The sequence below is a fragment of the Hymenobacter perfusus genome, assembly GCF_003944765.1.
Lineage (GTDB): Bacteria > Bacteroidota > Bacteroidia > Cytophagales > Hymenobacteraceae > Hymenobacter > Hymenobacter perfusus.
The window spans coordinates 497,116-512,759 of the sequence record NZ_RWIU01000002.1; the positions used below are offsets into that span (position 1 = coordinate 497,116).

General features: G+C 60.2%; 16 protein-coding genes. 4 read left to right on the forward strand and 12 right to left on the reverse strand.

Going from position 1 to position 15,644, the window contains the following annotated elements:
- Positions 1-172: 172 nt before the first annotated feature.
- The 10 genes from accC to EI293_RS08260 form a co-directional block, all read right to left on the reverse strand.
- A complete protein-coding gene (gene accC / locus EI293_RS08215; RefSeq protein ID WP_125436651.1) occupies positions 173-1,519 on the reverse strand; it encodes an acetyl-CoA carboxylase biotin carboxylase subunit in 1,347 nt (448 codons plus the stop codon).
- 109 nt (positions 1,520-1,628) lie between these two features.
- Entirely contained in the window at positions 1,629-2,120 is a 492-nt protein-coding gene (gene accB, locus EI293_RS08220) for an acetyl-CoA carboxylase biotin carboxyl carrier protein (RefSeq protein WP_125437145.1), read from the reverse strand.
- A 28-nt stretch (positions 2,121-2,148) separates the two neighbouring features.
- Positions 2,149-2,712, reverse strand: coding sequence for an elongation factor P (gene efp, locus EI293_RS08225; RefSeq protein ID WP_125436652.1), 564 nt, complete (start codon positions 2,710-2,712; stop codon positions 2,149-2,151).
- A gap of 209 nt (positions 2,713-2,921) precedes the next feature.
- Positions 2,922-3,935, reverse strand: coding sequence for a beta-ketoacyl-ACP synthase III (locus EI293_RS08230; RefSeq protein WP_125436653.1), 1,014 nt, complete (start codon positions 3,933-3,935; stop codon positions 2,922-2,924).
- 69 nt (positions 3,936-4,004) lie between these two features.
- The gene (gene plsX / locus EI293_RS08235; protein ID WP_125436654.1) at positions 4,005-4,946 is read right to left on the reverse strand and encodes a phosphate acyltransferase PlsX; all 942 of its coding nucleotides are present in this window, start codon (positions 4,944-4,946) and stop codon (positions 4,005-4,007) included.
- 140 nt (positions 4,947-5,086) lie between these two features.
- Positions 5,087-5,311 (reverse strand): 50S ribosomal protein L32, encoded by a 225-nt coding sequence (gene rpmF, locus EI293_RS08240; RefSeq protein ID WP_125436655.1) that lies wholly within the window; start codon positions 5,309-5,311, stop codon positions 5,087-5,089.
- A gap of 57 nt (positions 5,312-5,368) precedes the next feature.
- The gene (locus EI293_RS08245; protein ID WP_125436656.1) at positions 5,369-5,902 is read right to left on the reverse strand and encodes a YceD family protein; all 534 of its coding nucleotides are present in this window, start codon (positions 5,900-5,902) and stop codon (positions 5,369-5,371) included.
- Positions 5,903-5,979: 77 nt separating this feature from the next.
- Positions 5,980-6,348 carry a helix-turn-helix domain-containing protein gene (locus EI293_RS08250; RefSeq protein WP_125436657.1) on the reverse strand — a complete coding sequence of 123 codons (369 nt, stop codon included), beginning with the start codon at positions 6,346-6,348 and terminating at the stop codon, positions 5,980-5,982.
- 301 nt (positions 6,349-6,649) lie between these two features.
- The gene (pdxA, locus tag EI293_RS08255; RefSeq protein WP_125436658.1) at positions 6,650-7,702 is read right to left on the reverse strand and encodes a 4-hydroxythreonine-4-phosphate dehydrogenase PdxA; all 1,053 of its coding nucleotides are present in this window, start codon (positions 7,700-7,702) and stop codon (positions 6,650-6,652) included.
- A 182-nt stretch (positions 7,703-7,884) separates the two neighbouring features.
- The gene (locus EI293_RS08260) at positions 7,885-9,333 is read right to left on the reverse strand and encodes a leucyl aminopeptidase family protein (protein ID WP_125436659.1); all 1,449 of its coding nucleotides are present in this window, start codon (positions 9,331-9,333) and stop codon (positions 7,885-7,887) included.
- A 247-nt stretch (positions 9,334-9,580) separates the two neighbouring features.
- Between EI293_RS08260 and rsmA the strand changes: the two genes are divergently transcribed.
- The 4 genes from rsmA (at position 9,581) to EI293_RS22565 (ending at position 13,046) form a co-directional block, all read left to right on the forward strand.
- Positions 9,581-10,369, forward strand: coding sequence for a 16S rRNA (adenine(1518)-N(6)/adenine(1519)-N(6))-dimethyltransferase RsmA (gene rsmA / locus EI293_RS08265; protein ID WP_125436660.1), 789 nt, complete (start codon positions 9,581-9,583; stop codon positions 10,367-10,369).
- Between the two features lie 72 nt (positions 10,370-10,441).
- Positions 10,442-11,380 (forward strand): NAD(P)-dependent oxidoreductase, encoded by a 939-nt coding sequence (locus tag EI293_RS08270; protein WP_125436661.1) that lies wholly within the window; start codon positions 10,442-10,444, stop codon positions 11,378-11,380.
- 132 nt (positions 11,381-11,512) lie between these two features.
- On the forward strand, positions 11,513-11,986 hold the full coding sequence (greA, locus tag EI293_RS08275; RefSeq protein ID WP_044002423.1) for a transcription elongation factor GreA: 474 nt from the start codon (positions 11,513-11,515) through the stop codon (positions 11,984-11,986).
- A 157-nt stretch (positions 11,987-12,143) separates the two neighbouring features.
- Entirely contained in the window at positions 12,144-13,046 is a 903-nt protein-coding gene (locus EI293_RS22565) for a nuclease A inhibitor family protein (RefSeq protein ID WP_170170305.1), read from the forward strand.
- Between the two features lie 171 nt (positions 13,047-13,217).
- On the opposite strand, the gene EI293_RS08285 is transcribed toward EI293_RS22565, so the two are convergent.
- Entirely contained in the window at positions 13,218-14,303 is a 1,086-nt protein-coding gene (locus EI293_RS08285; RefSeq protein WP_125436662.1) for an AI-2E family transporter, read from the reverse strand.
- 131 nt (positions 14,304-14,434) lie between these two features.
- The gene (locus EI293_RS08290) at positions 14,435-15,598 is read right to left on the reverse strand and encodes an MFS transporter (protein ID WP_125436663.1); all 1,164 of its coding nucleotides are present in this window, start codon (positions 15,596-15,598) and stop codon (positions 14,435-14,437) included.
- Between the last annotated feature and the right edge of the window lie 46 nt (positions 15,599-15,644).

The window sequence follows — 15,644 nt, forward strand, 5'->3', positions numbered from 1 at the left end:
TTCTGTATTGATCAATGCAGTGCAATTAAAAATTGTTTCGATTGTAATAATGGGCTGTTTGCCGGTTTTGGTGCTGCATTGATGTGCAGCTTCCGTGCAAAATTTTGGCCTCACAAACCAAAAAAGGCCTGATCCTCGCGGAACAGGCCTTTGGTTTGGCGGAAAGTATGGTTTACAGCTCCGAGAAATCGAAGCTCGTTTCCAGGAACTTCGTGGTGAAGTCGCCGGCCTTGAACTGCTCGTTATCCATCAGCTTGAGGTGGAACGGGATGGTCGTTTTCACGCCTTCCACCACAAACTCGCTCAGAGCGCGCTTCATTTTCACGATGCACTCTTCCCGAGTCTGGGCCACAGTGATGAGCTTGGCAATCATCGAGTCGTAGTTCGACGGAATCTGGTAGCCGGCATACACGTGCGTATCCACGCGCACGCCGTGGCCGCCCGGGATGTGCAGCACCGTGATTTTGCCCGGTGACGGACGGAAGTCCTTCGTGGGGTCCTCGGCGTTGATGCGGCACTCCATGGCGTGCATTTTGGGCGAGTAGTTGTTGCCCGAAATCGGAATGCCCGCGGCCACCTTAATCTGCTCCTTGATCAGGTCGTAGTTGATAACTTCTTCTGTTACGGGGTGCTCCACCTGAATGCGGGTGTTCATCTCCATGAAGTAGAAGTTCCGGTCCTTGTCTACCAGGAACTCAATGGTACCCACGCCCTCGTAGCCGATGGCCGAAGCGCCGGCAATAGCCGCCGCACCCATCCGCTCGCGCAGATCATCGGTCATAAACGGCGAAGGCGCTTCCTCCACCAGTTTCTGGTGGCGGCGCTGGATGCTGCAGTCGCGCTCCGAGAGGTGGCACACGTGGCCGAACTGGTCGCCGCACACCTGAATTTCGATGTGGCGGGGTTCCACCACAAATTTTTCCAGGTACATGCCGTCGTTGCCGAAGGCGGCTTTCGATTCGGTGCGGGCGTCGTTCCAAGCTTTCTCGAACTCGTCTTCGGCATTGATGATGCGCATGCCGCGCCCGCCGCCGCCGGCCGTAGCCTTCAGAATAACGGGGTACTTGATTTTGGCGGCAATCTTCTTGCCCTGCTCCACCGAATCAAGCAGGCCCACGGAACCCGGAATGCAAGGCACGCCGGCGGCAATCATGGTAGCCTTGGCCGAGGCCTTATCACCCATGCGGTTAATCATATCGGGCGAAGCGCCGATGAACTTGATGCCGTTTTCCTGGCACACGCGCGAGAATTCGGCGTTTTCGCTCAGAAACCCGTAGCCCGGATGAATGGCGTCGGCGTTGGTAATTTCGGCGGCGGCAATCAGCGTTGGGATACTCAGGTAGCTCTGCGACGAAGCGGGCGGCCCAATGCACACGGCCTCATCGGCGAAGCGTACGTGCAGGCTTTCCTTATCGGCCGTCGAGTACACGGCCACCGTCTTGATGCCCATTTCCTTGCAGGTCCGAATCACGCGCAGCGCAATTTCGCCCCGGTTGGCAATCAGTATTTTCTTGAACACAGCTCTCAGGGTTAGATGTGAGAAAGGAGAGCTTAGAACTCAGACTCGCGGCGGCGTTGGGCCGACTCACGGATTCTAAGTTCTAAGCTCTCAATTCTAAGCTCTAAAATTACATTGGCTCAATCAGGAACAGCGGCTGGTCGTACTCCACGGGGGAGGCATTTTCGACCAGGGCTTTCACCACGCGGCCCGATTGCTCGGCCTCGATTTCGTTGAACAGCTTCATGGCCTCGATGATGCAGATTACCTGGCCTTTCTCCACCAAGTCACCCACCTGCACAAACACCGGCGAATCGGGGCTGTTGCTGCGGTAGAACGTGCCAATCATCGGCGACTTCAGGGCCACGTGGCTGGCACTGGCAGCCTCAGCGGCTGGCGCGGCCGGAGCCGTTGCCGGAGTAGCCGGGGCTGAAGCGGCGGCCGGGGCCGCAGCCGCTACGGGAGCCGGAGCCGCCGCTGGCATGGCCACACCAGCCGAAACCACTTTCGTGGAAGGCTCGCGCTGCACCGAAATTTTAAACTCGTCGGTTTCGATGTTGACTTTGTTCAGACCCGACTTGGCAATGAAGTCGATGAGGTCCTGGAGTTCTTTGGCTTTCATGGCGGTGGGAGAGGACTTGGTGGGCTGCTTATTTGACTCTTTCGACATAGGAGTAGTCGCTGGTCTTGATGCGGATTTTGGTGTCGGTATCAATGAACAGCGGCACCTGAATGCGGGCCCCCGTTTCCACGATGGCCGGCTTGAGGGTGTTAGTGGCGGTGTCGCCTTTCAGGCCGGGCTCGGTGTAGGTGACCACCAGCTCCACGGTAGTCGGCAGTTCGGCCGTGAGGGGCAGCTCGGTTTCGGCGTGGAACAGGATGGTGGCCACCTGGCCTTCCTTCATAATATCGGCAAACGGTACCATGGCCTTGGGCAGCACCACCTGCTCGAAGGTTTCGTTGTCCATGAACGTGTAGCCGTAGTCGTCCTTGTACAAATACTGGTGCGGGCGCTGCTCCACGCGGGCCGTTTCCACTTTCACCCCGGCGTTGAAGGTGTTATCGATAACACGGCCGGTTTTGATGTTGCGGAGCTTGGTACGCACGAAAGCCGGGCCTTTGCCGGGTTTTACGTGTTGGAATTCGGTGATGACGTGCAGGTCGCCGTTGTAGTTCAGAACGAGCCCGTTGCGGAAATCAGCAGTAGTGGCCATGAGGAATGGGGGTAGTGGAATTAAAAATTGGGAATTAAAAATTAAAAATGGTGGCTGGTCAAGTTGGTTCGCTACCGGTAGACCAACCGATTCTTAATTCTTCATTTTTAATTTTTAATTGAAAAAAAACGTGCCGTCCCGGGAAACTGGCGGGGCGGCACGTCGGGAGTGCAAGTATAGGAGGTTTTCCGTATTCGCGCCGCGTGAGGTTACGCCGTGCGCGGGTCGGGTTTGGGGTCATAGGCCCATTTCAGGTACAGCGCGCCCCAGGTAAAGCCGCCACCAAAGGCGGCAATGATGAGGTTATCCCCTTTGCGCAGCTGCTGCTCGTAGTCGGAGAGGCACAGCGGAATGGTGCCGTTGGTAGTGTTACCGTACTTGTGAATGTTGAGCATCACCTTCTCGGGGCCGATGCCGACGCGGTGGGCCGTGGCATCAATGATGCGCTTATTAGCCTGATGGGGCACCAGCCAGTCGATGGTCTCGGCCGAAAGACCGTTGCGCTCCGCCACCTGGGCGGCCACGTCAGCCATATTTTTCACGGCAAACTTGAATACGGCGGCCCCTTCCTGGTACACGTAATGCTCGCGGTGGGCTACAGTATCGGCGGAGGGCGGCCGGCGCGAACCGCCGGCTTTCTGGTGCAGATACTGCTCGCCATTGCCATCGGAGTGCAACTCCTGATCCAGCAGACCCAGGCCATCGGTGTTGGGTTCCAGCAACACGGCCCCGGCCCCATCTCCGAAGATGATGCAGGTGGCGCGGTCGGTGTAGTCGATGATGCTCGACATTTTATCGGCCCCCACCACCACTACTTTTTTGTAGGTGCCGGTGGCAATGAACTGCGAGCCAGTGGCCAGCGCGTACATAAAGCCCGAGCAGGCCGCCTGCATATCGAAGCTGAAAGCCTTGGTAGCACCTACGGCTGCCGAAATAATGTTGGCCGTGGCCGGGAAAACCAGGTCGGGGGTAGTGGTGGCGCAAATCAGCAGGTCGATATCGGCAGCTTGGTTGCCGGTTTTGGCCAGCAACTGCTCTACGGCTTTAATACCCATCACCGAAGTGCCCTGGTTTTCGCCCTTGAGAATGTGTCGCTCCTTAATTCCCGTACGGCTTAAAATCCACTCATCGGTGGTATCCACCAGGGTTTCCAACTCCCGGTTGGTCAGCACGTAATCGGGCACGTAGGAACCGACTCCGGTAATGGCAGCGGTAATCTTCATCAGCGAATTGGGGAACAGCAGATGCGGCAAAGGAAAAGTCCGGCTCGGCGGCCGGACTTACAGTCGCTCCTAGGACTTAAAGGTGTTTTTTATCTGATCAGCAATGCCGGAGTGGGCCATTTGGTAGCCTTGCAGCAGCATGTTGCAGATGGCCTGAGGCGTGCTTACCCCGTGGCCGATGATGGCATTGTCGTTGATGCCAAGGATGGGCGAGCCCCCAACAGCTTCGTAGTTGAATTTGTCGAGGAACGGGTCGTGAATATCTTTCTCGGCAATAATATCATACACCGATTCGGCCATTTTCAGGACCACGTTACCCGTAAAGCCGTCGCACACAATCACGTCGGCTTTGTCATTGAACAGGTCGCGGCCCTCGATATTGCCGATGAAGTGAATATGAGGGTTCACTTTCAGCAGCTGGTACGCGGCCTGGGTAATGGCTGTGCCTTTGCCTTCTTCCTCGCCCAGGTTCATAAGGCCCACCTTAGGCGTTTCAATACCCAGCACGTACTTGGCGTACAATGAGCCCAGTTCACCGAACTGCTCCAGCATTTCGGGCTTGCATTCCGCATTGGCCCCCACATCCAGCATGATACCCATACCGCCGTGCAGTTTGGGGACAAAGTTGGCAATGGCAGGGCGCATCACACCGGGAACCGCCTTCACGCTGAACATGGCACCCACCAGCATCGCGCCGGTATTACCGGCCGAGCAGAAAGCTTCCACTTCACCGGTAGCCAGCAGCTTGTAGCCAACAGCAATACTGGAATCCTGCTTCTGCTGGTAGGCTTTGGCCGGGTGCTCGCCCATCTCAATGATCTGGGAAGCGGAAACCAGGGTAAGGTCGGCGGCGGCGGCACCGTGCTGGTCCAGCAGGGGGCGCACGGCCGCTTCCTGGCCGATGAGCACTATCTGGGCCTTACCGGCCAGCGCCTGAGCGGCCAGAACGGCCCCATCGACGGCGGCTTGAGGAGCAAAATCGCCCCCCATTGCGTCCAGGGCTATCTTCATGAACGGGGAATCAAAGAGGTCCGGGAGAGAAACCTCGGGCCGCAGTTCACCGCCCGGGGCGGGCTCCCGATGTCGGAAACCAACCGCCGGGCGGTAATAGTGGTTGCGGAGCCGCGAGGCAATAAGCAGCTAACGTACGACTACTCTTCGTCGTTGTCAGTAGGAGCCGGAGCGGCTACGGGCGCGTAATCTTTGATAGCTACTTTACCGTTCAGGTACAGGTCGCCGTCTACTACGTAGGCTTTGTGACGCAGGTGCAGCTCGCCGGTAGTGGCGCAAAGCGTCACGGCTTTAGGAGTCAGCTTGTAGTGGCTACGACGCTTGTCGCGGGTAGCGGAGGAGGTCCGGCGCTTAGGATGTGCCATGGTCGGGGAAAAGTTAAAAAGTAAAAGTTAAGAGAGAAAAATCAGGCCCGATTCAGCCTAATTGAGGTTTTTGAGCGCATTCCAGCGCGGGTCGGTATCGTCGTCGTCCGCATCATCCTCGCCTTCCTTGCGGGTGGTGAAGATGAGCGTGGCATCGGCATCGGGGTTCTCGTCGGGTTCGTTCTGGAAGCGCGGGTGCAGCTTTTTCATGGGCAGGGCCAGTCCGATGTAGTCGAACAGGTGCTGGGCCAGCGGGAGCGTCTGGGTATCGGGTGTGATTTGCAGCACGTTGTCGTCCAGCTCCTGTGCCTGCTCCCCGAAACGCACCAGCAGTTGCTCCTGGGCGTCGATTTCCTGGTCGTAGTCGTCGAGGCTCCGGTCGCAGACCTGACGCACAGTACCCTGGAGGTCGAAATCCACGGTAATCAGCCGTTCGGTTTTGGTCAGGGTGATATCGGCGTGGATGTTACCGTCGGGAATCAGCTCTTGGTCGAATTGCTCGAAGAAGGAGCGGTCCAGATCAAACGCGAAATGGTGCGTTTTATCGGCCAGTCGGGCAATGTTGATGTCGTATGGCGAATCCTTCTTCACGGTGAGTTTTTAGCAGGGGGCAAAAGTAACAAGTTTTGCCCGTTTTGTAAAAGCAGCAGCCCAGTATGGCGCTTTGGTCAGGCGTTCTTCAGGATAAAATCCGAGGGAATACCCAGGCGCTCGTACAGGCGCTTGGCCAGATCGAGCGTAACGCGCCGCTTGCCGCTCAGAATCTGGGAGAGGCGGCCGGCGGGCACTTCCAGCAGCTCGGCCAGCTCCTTTTGCTTGAGCCGCATCTGCTGGCGCTTCAACTCAATCATTTCGGCCAGGGAGGTCGGCAGATTGGGAATCGGCAGCAGGCCCAGCTTGCTTTCGTACACGTCAAGAGCCGTAATCAGCTCCCGAAACTCCGTTTCCAGGGCCACGTTGCCCTCTACGCCCGCAGCTACCAGCGCATCGAGGCGGCGCAGGGCGGTGCGATAGTCGGTAGGAGTGGTCAAGGTCATGAAAGCGTCGAAAAACAAAACGGAGCCGAACCGGCTCCGCTGATTACGGCTGCAAACTTACGGCGCAATTTTAAAACCGCAAAGTAAATTTCGTTTTTGGAAAGAAAGTTTCTGTTTGGTGCGACAGATATTTAACGATTAGCCTTGTTTCTTCGAGGTAAGAGGAGTCTGGTATACAGCGTTTGAGCTGATGAAGCTGTGTAAAAAGTCGTCAGACCGTCATGCTGAGCTAGGCGAAGCGGTAGAGATGCTTCAACAGGCTCAGCATGACGGTCAAGGAACCTCGACGGAATTTTACCGCCTAGTCGTTGCGGGCACTGCGGGGAGCGGGACCAGGAATCAGGGGCTTTATTTCGGCTTCCGACTTGCGGTAGCGCACCAGCTCGCAGGCCATGTACAGGGCCTCGCGGAAAGACGTTTCGTCGGCCTGGAACTTACCGGCCAGGCCGTAGGCCGTGCCATGGTCGGGGGAAGTACGGATGACGGGCAAACCGGCCGTGAAGTTCACGCCCCGCTCGAAGGCCAGGATTTTGAAGGGAATCAGACCCTGGTCGTGGTAGAGCGAGAGGGTGGCGTCAAACTGCTTGAACTGGCGGGTGCCGAAGTAGCCATCGGCCGGAAACGGGCCGTAGGCCAAGTGGCCTTCTTCCTGAAACCGGCGCAGCACGGGCGTTACCACGTCGGCCTCCTCGGTGCCGAGCAGGCCGTTCTCGCCGGCGTGGGGATTGAGGCCAAGCACGGCCACGCGCGGCTTCTCGATGCCGAAATCGTGCTTCAATGAGTGCAGCAAAATGCGCAGCTTGGCCGTGAGCAGCTCCTTGGTTACGCGGCCCGGCACGTCCTTGAGTGGAATGTGGCCCGTGACGGTGGCCACGCGCAGGTCATCGGCGGCCAGCAGCATCAGGCTTTCCCTGGCTTCGAAAAAGCTGGTCAGAAACTCGGTGTGACCGGGAAAGCGGAAGTCGTCGGCCTGGGTGTTCTCCTTGCTGATGGGGGCCGTCACGAGGGCGTCGAGCAGGCCGGCTTTCAGGTCGCGGGCGGCGGCCTGCAGGCTCAGGCGGGCCGCCGTGCCGCTGGCCGGGCTGGGCTGGCCGGGGGTGAGGTGGTAGTCCTCATCCCAGCACGTGACGGCGTTGTGCTTGCCGGGGGCAATATCGGCCGCCTCGCGCACCTGCCGGAACGTGAGCGGCTCGTGGCTGGCGTCGTGCGGGAAGTCGCCGAAAAGCACAGCCGCCGTGCCGTAGACCACCGGCGTGCAGAACTTGAGCAGGCGCTGGTCGAGGAAGGTTTTATAGATGATTTCCGGACCGATGCCGGCTAGGTCGCCGACGGAAATACCAATGCGTGGAAGCATGTATTGAGAATGAGTAAATGAGCGAGTAAGTGAATGGGGCTGTCATCCTGAGCGAAGCGAAGGACCTTCTCCCGTTAGAGTGGTTCTGGCGTCGTTTCCCGCAGAGGACGCAGAGGCTACCGCAGAGTCGTTCAGAGGGGCAGAAGGTCCTTCGGCTCCGCCTCAGGATGACAAGTGGACAATTACAGCCCTTTCAAAAACTCATACGTGGAGCGGATGGCGGTGCCGGTGCCACCTTTGCCGCGGTAAGAATCGGGGGCGGTGAGGAAGGCGGGGCCGGCAATATCGAAGTGAATCCAGGGGTAGCCCTCGGTGAAGCGCTCCAGGAACTTGCCGGCCGAAATGGCGCCGGCTTCGGCCTTGCCCAGGTTGCTGATGTCGGCAATGGGGCTCTTGATGTGGTCGGCGTACTCATCCCAGAGCGGAAACTCTACCAGTCGCTCGTGGGTAGCGTTGCCAGCTTTTTTGAGGGCCAGCATAGTTTCCTCGTCGGCGGTACCCATGTACACGGTGCCCTCAATACCGATGGCCCGCACGGCCGAGCCGGTGAGCGTGGCGTAATCGAGCACCAGTTGGGGCTCGTATTTTTTGGCAAAGGCCAGCGCGTCGGCCAGAATGAGGCGGCCTTCGGCGTCGGTATTCATCACCTCCACCGTGAGGCCGCTGTACATGGTGATGACGTCGCCGGGGGCCAGGGCGGGGCCACCGGGGCGGTTGTCGGTGGCGGGCACCAGGCCGATGACGTGCAGGGGTACGTTGTTTTTGGCCAAGGCCGTGAGTACGCCCACCACCACGGCCGAGCCGGCCATGTCGCACTTCATCAGGTCCATGCTGTTGGGCGTGGGCTTGAGGCTGAGGCCGCCGGTATCATACACTACACCCTTGCCCACCAGCACAATAGGCTTGGCATTGGTGGCACCTTCCGGCTTGTACTCCATAATAGTGAAGGTGGGCGGCTCGGGGCTGCCCTGGTTCACGGCCAGCAGGCCGCCCATGCGCAGGGCCTCAATCCGCACCAGATCCAGTACTTCCACCGAGAAACCAGCGGCTTCGCCGGCCTGCTCGAACTGCTGGGCCAGCTGGGTAGCGTTGAGGTGGGAGTAGGGCATGTTCACCAGGTCGCGGGCCAGGTACACGCCTTGCAGCACGCCATCCAGCTCCTGTACCTGCTCGGCGGAGAGGTCGGGGCCGACCAGCGTGAGCTGCTGAAGCGTGGCCGGTTTCTTCGATTTCTCGTCGGTTTTGTAGCCCTCGAACTGGTAGGCCGTGAGGGCCAGCCCTTCTGCCAGGGCCAGGGCCCCGCCGGGGGCGGTGAGGTTACAGATATATAGTTCGGCCACCTCATCGGCCTTGAGCTGGGCGTGCAGCTTGTGGCCGGCTTTGCGCAGGGCTTCCGTGCTGAGGTCGGCCGTTTTCTTGTCCTCGGCCACCACGTAGTAGTGGTGGTGGGTGTACTGGTTCACGCTGATGAGCTTGTCATCGGCCTGCAGGCGGGTGGCCACGTACTGACGGGCGGCTTCGGGCAGGTCAGCGGCGGCGGTTACGGGCAGCTCCCGGGTGCCGGCCGGCAGAATGAACACGGTGTCGGCAATGGCGGGAAAATCGGCGGAGTAGGCGAGGGCTAAGGGCATGAGTGGAAGCAGGTAAGGAGGAAGCCGGCACCGCGCTTCGGCCCGGGACAGGAAGAAACGGCTGGCACTGGCGTATCTTTGGGCCGTGAAGGTAACAGGTAGTAAGTAGTTGGTAGCAGGCAGTTGGAGGAAAGGTAGCTCCAGCTTAGTTCAAGCAACAGAAATATTGACTTGAGCCAGCCTGTTTCCTGGTACTGTTTGCACGCTGCTATCCTATTACCATCTACCCCCTACCTACTTCCTCCTCATGGATTCCGTTAAAGCCAAAAAGCACCTCGGGCAGCACTTCCTCAACGACCCCAACATTGCCCGCAACATTGTGGAGGCCCTGCGCCTGCCCGATGGCGTGAAGGAGGTGCTGGAAATTGGCCCCGGTATGGGCGTACTCACCCAAACACTGCTGCAACACCCCGAATACCGCACTTCGGTAGTGGAAATCGACCGGGACTCGGTGGCGTACCTGGGCAAGCACTACCCGGCGCTGGCAGACCGGATTTACTCCCAGGATTTCCTGAAAATGGACCTGGCCAAGCTCTACGACGGGCAGCCGCTGACCATCATCGGCAACTTTCCCTACAACATCAGCTCCCAGATTTACTTCCAGGTGCTGGCTCACCGTCAGCAGGTGCGCGAGTGCGTGGGCATGATTCAGAAGGAAGTGGCCGACCGCCTCGCCGAAGGCCCCGGCTCCAAAACCTACGGCATTCTGAGCGTGCTGCTCCAGGCGTTTTATACTATCGAGTACCTGTTCACGGTGCCGCCGCACGTGTTCAGCCCGCCGCCCAAGGTACAGTCGGCCGTTATCCGTCTCACCCGCAACAGCACGGAAAGCCTGGCCTGCGACGAGAAGCTATTCTTCAAAGTGGTGAAACAGGCCTTCTCCACCCGCCGCAAAACCCTGCGCAACGCGCTGAAGCCGTTGGGTATGCCCCCCGAAGCCACCACTGACCCCATCTTCGACAAGCGTGCCGAGCAGCTCAGCGTCGCCGATTTCGTGGGGCTGACGCAGCATGTAGCGGAGCATAAGGTGGATTAATACACAGTGTTGCGTAGTGCTGTTGGCAAGGCATCACGACGGTAGTTTTTACTTCTCAATTTCTAATTGAAAATGTCCCTCTGCCTCGTCATCGACGAAATGCACCCCAGCCTCCCTGAGTACCTGGAGCCGCTGGGTGTTACGCTGCACTACCGGCCCGAGCTGAAGGCCGCCGACGTGCCCGCCGCGCTGGCCGCGCACCCCTACGACGGGCTGCTGGTGCGCTCTAAGCTGCGCGTGACGCGGGAGCTGCTGGCCCACGGCCCGCACCTGCGCTACGTGGGCCGGGCCGGGGCCGGCGTCGATAACATTGACGAAGCCGCCCTGGCTGAAGCCAACGTAACGCTGCTCAACGCCCCCGAGGGCAACCGCGACGCGGTGGGCGAGTACGCCGTGGGGCTGCTGCTGGCGCTGCTACGCAATATTACCCGCGCCGACCAGGAGGTGCGCCAGGGCCAGTGGCGGCGCGAGGCGAACCGGGGTGAGGAAATCGGGGGCAAAACCATCGGGCTGCTGGGCTACGGGCACATGGGCCGCGCCTTCGCTAAGCGCCTCCAGGCCTTCGACTGCACCGTACTGGCTCACGACCACGACCCGCGCGTGGAGCCCAACCACCACGCCACGCTGGTAACGCTGGCCGAGCTGCAGGCGCGGGCTGAGGTGCTGAGCCTGCACATTCCGTACTCGGCGGCCAACCACCACTTTGTGAACGAGGAGCTGCTGGCCGGGTTCCGGAACCCGTTGTGGCTGCTGAATACGGCCCGGGGCGAGGTGCTCGACCACGCCGCCGTGGTGCAGCGCCTGCAAACCGGCCAGCTGCGCGGCGCAGCGTTGGATGTGCTCGAAAACGAGAAGCTCATCACCCTAAGCCCCGAACAGCAAACCCGCTACGACTACCTGCGCACGGCCCCGAACGTGGTTCTCTCGCCCCACGTGGGCGGCTGGAGCTTCCAGAGCTACGAGCGCATCAACCGGGTGCTGGCCGAGAAGCTACGGGTGTTTCTGGGGTAGCTCCGGGGGAATGACGAGGGGCTTTCTGGCCGTTTTCCCCAACGTTTCGTATATTTGCCTAAACCTGTTCCGGGGAGAACGGCCAGCCGCGCTGGCCGTTCTCCTTGTTTTTTGAGCTTACAGCACCCCACCATGTCTACCATCAACTACTATACTCCCGAAGGTCTTCAGAAGCTGAAGGATGAGCTCCAGGACCTCAAAATCCGTGGCCGCGCCAAAGCCGCCGACGACCTGCGCGAAGCCCGCGACAAAGGCGACCTGAGCGAAAACGCGGAGTACGATGCCGCCAAGGAAGCCCAGGGGCTGTTGGAGTTGAAAATCTCCAAGCTGGAGGAAGTAGTCGGCAACGCCCGCCTGCTCGATGAGACGAACCTGGACCTGACCAAGGTGCTCATCATGAGCAAGGTGAAGCTCAAGAACCTGAAGAACAACATGGTGCTCGACTACACGCTGGTTGCCGAGGAAGAGGCCAACCTGGCCGCCGGTAAAATCTCCGTGAAGTCGCCCATCGGCAAAGGCCTGCTTGGCAAATCAGCCGGCGACACGGCTGAAATTACTGTGCCGGCTGGCAAACTGCAGTTTGAAATCCTGGAAATCAGCCGCTAGCGGTGAGTTTGTGAAATTGTGAGTTGGTGAATTTCATCAACTACTTGAAAGGGCGGAGCCACTGGCTTCGCTCTTTTGCGTTTTGCCCCGTACTTTGGCTGACCCTGCCCGTGGTCTTTCACCACTTCACCACTTCACAATTTCACCACTACACCGTATGCCTTCCATTTTCTCCCGCATCGTGTCCGGCGAGCTGCCCGCTTTTAAGGTGGCCGAAGACGAGCATCACCTGGCCTTTCTGGATATTACGCCGCTGGTGGAAGGCCACACGCTGGTTATTCCCAAGCGCGAAGTCGATTACATTTTTGATATGCCGCCGGCCGAGCTGGCCGCCCTGCACTTGTTTGCTCAGCGCGTGGCCCGGGGCGTGAAAGCCGCCGTGCCCTGCAAGCGGGTAGGAGTGGCCGTTATCGGGCTGGAAGTGCCCCACGCGCATATTCACCTCATTCCGATGAACAACGTGTCGGATATGAACTTCGCCAACCCCAAGATTAAGGTACCCGAGCAGCGCCAGAACCAGCTGGCCGCCGCCATTGGGGCGCAGGTGCCGGCCGTGGTGAGCGGCACCGCCGCCGCCCCCACCGACCCGCGCGACACCAAAGGCGGCCGCGAAACCATGGAGGAATCGGAGCCCCAGGCCAAAACAACCAAACCTGCCGCCGCTGCCAACGACCCGGCCCTGGCCCAACTGCGCGAGTTGACCAAGGGTCTCGTGTACATGAGCGAGGGCGACGCACCGCTGGAGCCCGTAAGCTTCCCGGCTCCCGCCGGCGGCCTCACCGATGCGGCCCTGGCCCAGCTGGCCGGCCTGCCCGCCGATACTCAGGTGGAAAAGCAGGAGCTGACCTACTTCCTGCGCAACCACACCGCCGACAACGGTGTGCTGGGCAACCCCGAACTGGCCAACCGTTTCAAGGCCCTGCAAATGTACCTGAAACAGGAGCTTAGCGGCACGCAGGTGTACCGCTTCGGCACGGGCCCGCAAGTGCTGGTGCTGGTGTTGGGCGAGGGAGAAGGCGGCAAGCTCCATGGCTTCAAAACCGTGCTGACGGAAACCTAAGCCGGTAGTCTACTGCTTGATAAACGATAACGCCCGGTCTGTTAGACAGATCGGGCGTTGTCGTTTTCCAGCCCGGCGGCTAGGAGCCGTCGGTCCGATCATCCTTCCCGAAACGGCTTCGGATAGCAGGTGAGCCATTACTCGGCAACGGTTCAAGCTGCGGCTGGCTGGTTAGCCGGCTGGTAATGGCTCCTCAGTTTCAGCAGGTAGCAGCGGGTGGCCCAGGCGGGTGCGGCGGCGGATGCGGTTTTCGCGCTCAAATACGGTGATGAGCACGATGAAGTAGGAGAGCAGCAGCGGCCCCAGCACCAGCCCCAGAATCCCGAAGATTTCGACGCCCAGCACCACGCCCGCCAGCGTGATGAGCGGGTGAATATTGCCCATGCGCCGGGCCAGGAAAATGCGTAGCAGGTTATCAATGTTCATGATGACGATGCCGCCCACCAGCAGAATGCCCATGCCCTGGCCGGTGTGGCCCTGGGTGAGCTTGAGAATGGCGGCCGGCCCCCATACCAGCGGCGTGCCCAGCACCGGAATAAACGCCGTGAAAAACGCCACCGTACCCCAGAACAACGCATCGGGGACCCCAAAAATCCAGAGGGTGAGGCCCGTGAGCGAGGCCTGCACGAAGGCAATGAGGGCCTGCCCGAGCACATTGGCATTCACTGTGTTGCGCAGCGAGTCGCCCAGCTCACGCAGGGTGCCGGCCCGGAACGGGAGGTAGCGGCGCAGGCCCCGCAAAAAGCCTTCCTCCTGGGTGAACATAAAATACAGCGTAAACAGCATCAACCCGATAATTACCGTGAAGTGCAGCAGCCCGCTGGCCAGGGAGGGAATCCGGCCGCTGAGCCAGCTCACACTCTGCTGCACCAGCCCGCGCACGCCCTGCTCGGTGGTGAACTGGTAGCCGGTTTTCTGCTCGATTTTGTGCAGCACGGCCATAATCTGGCTGGTATCCTGGGCGTAGGCCCGGATGCGGCTGACCAGCATGAGGCTAAGGGCCGTGAAGGGCAGGATAATCACCACGAAGGAAAACGTGAGCAGGCCGCCCGTGACTACCTGCCGGTTCCAGCCCCGCCGGTGTACCAGCGCCTGAAACCAGGGCCGCAGCACCACATACAGAATGCCGGCCCCCAGGAATGCCGTAAGGTAGCTGCCCAACCCCACCAGAATCAGCACGGCCAGCCCCACCAGGCACAGAATCAGCAGCACGTACTGCTGGCGCGGGGTGTAGATGTTCTCGGAGGAAGCAGGCATGGGAGCGGGGAATACGCGTGGTAAGAGCACCTAAAGAACGTCATTCCGGGCTTGCCGAGGAACCTTACGTGCGGATGTTATGATGCTATTCCAGCAGCGGTACGCAGGATGCTCCGCTCTGCATAACGTACTTATTCTTCCTTCACGCGGCGGGCCAGCAGCGCCACAACCAGGCCCATTACGGCAATCAGGGAGAAGGACACGCGCAGACTAGTGGCGCCGGCTACCAGTCCGATAACCGGCGGGCCCAGCAGGAAACCGGCAAAACCAACCGTGGAAACCGCCGCCAGCGCCACGCCGGCCGACATCGTTTTGGACCTCCCGGCCGCCCCGTACACCAGCGGCACCACCGACGATACGCCCAAGCCCACCAGCATAAACCCAATGGTAGCCGTCAGGAAGCTTGGGAAAGCCACCGCCAGCAGCAGGCCAGCCGCTTCCAGCAAGCCGCTGAGGACCAGCGTACGGGTGCGCCCGAAGCGGTCCGTGAACCAGTCGGCAATAAAGCGGCCGGCGGCCATGGTACTCATAAAGGCGGCAAAGCCCACGCCTACCTGCGCGGCCGGCGCCTCCACTACTTTGCGGAAATACACGCCGCTCCAATCGAACATGGTGCCCTCGCAGAGCAAAGAGCAGAACGCCAGCACTCCCAGCAGCAGCAAGGATTTATCGGGCAGCACGAAGATGGGGGCGTCGGCTTCGCGGGGCGCGTCCTGGGGCAGCAGGAACGGCCGGGCCACCAGCAGCCCCAGCAGCACCACGCCGGATATCAGCAGAAAGTGCGGAAGGAGCGCCACGTGGTGAGCAATCATAAACGCGCCAATGGCGGAGCCGGCAAACCCCGCTAGGCTCCAGACGCCGTGAAACTTAGCCATAATGGAGCGGCCGTACATGCCCTCAACGCCCACGGCCTGGGTGTTCACGCTGATGTTGGCCATGTTACTGGCTACCCCAAACAGCACCAGCGCCGCCAGCAGTTGGGGCACTGAGGCGGCCAGCCCCAGCAGCGGCAAGCCCAGCGCGTACAGCATCACGCCCAGCACGGCCATCAACCGGCTCCCGAAGCGGGCCACCAGCCAGCCCGTGAGCGGCAGTGAGGTTACCAGTCCGAGCGGCACGGCCAGCAGTACGCCCCCCAGCTCGGTATCGGAAAGGCCCAGTTGCTGCTGCACCGTGGGAATGCGGGCGGCCCAGGTAGAAAAGCACAGGCCTTGCAGCAGAAAGGTGCTGCCCACCGCCAGCCGGTAGGTATGCCGGGGGCGTAGCGCCGATGAGGAAACGGATTGAGTAAGCATGCAAGAAGTGGCCGGAAGCCCAAAAAAACGCCCATTCCACCCCCAG

Coding starts and splice junctions, on each gene's coding strand:
- rpmF (WP_125436655.1), bottom strand. CDS start 5,311: ATGGCACATCCTAAGCGCCGGACCTCCTCCGCTACCCGCGACAAGCGT.
- accB (WP_125437145.1), bottom strand. CDS start 2,120: ATGAAAGCCAAAGAACTCCAGGACCTCATCGACTTCATTGCCAAGTCG.
- EI293_RS08290 (WP_125436663.1), bottom strand. CDS start 15,598: ATGCTTACTCAATCCGTTTCCTCATCGGCGCTACGCCCCCGGCATACC.
- EI293_RS08285 (WP_125436662.1), bottom strand. CDS start 14,303: ATGCCTGCTTCCTCCGAGAACATCTACACCCCGCGCCAGCAGTACGTG.
- efp (WP_125436652.1), bottom strand. CDS start 2,712: ATGGCCACTACTGCTGATTTCCGCAACGGGCTCGTTCTGAACTACAAC.
- EI293_RS08260 (WP_125436659.1), bottom strand. CDS start 9,333: ATGCCCTTAGCCCTCGCCTACTCCGCCGATTTTCCCGCCATTGCCGAC.
- pdxA (WP_125436658.1), bottom strand. CDS start 7,702: ATGCTTCCACGCATTGGTATTTCCGTCGGCGACCTAGCCGGCATCGGT.
- plsX (WP_125436654.1), bottom strand. CDS start 4,946: ATGAAGATAGCCCTGGACGCAATGGGGGGCGATTTTGCTCCTCAAGCC.
- EI293_RS08230 (WP_125436653.1), bottom strand. CDS start 3,935: ATGAAGATTACCGCTGCCATTACCGGAGTCGGTTCCTACGTGCCCGAT.
- EI293_RS22565 (WP_170170305.1), top strand. CDS start 12,144: ATGCCTTCCATTTTCTCCCGCATCGTGTCCGGCGAGCTGCCCGCTTTT.
- EI293_RS08250 (WP_125436657.1), bottom strand. CDS start 6,348: ATGACCTTGACCACTCCTACCGACTATCGCACCGCCCTGCGCCGCCTC.
- greA (WP_044002423.1), top strand. CDS start 11,513: ATGTCTACCATCAACTACTATACTCCCGAAGGTCTTCAGAAGCTGAAG.
- rsmA (WP_125436660.1), top strand. CDS start 9,581: ATGGATTCCGTTAAAGCCAAAAAGCACCTCGGGCAGCACTTCCTCAAC.
- EI293_RS08270 (WP_125436661.1), top strand. CDS start 10,442: ATGTCCCTCTGCCTCGTCATCGACGAAATGCACCCCAGCCTCCCTGAG.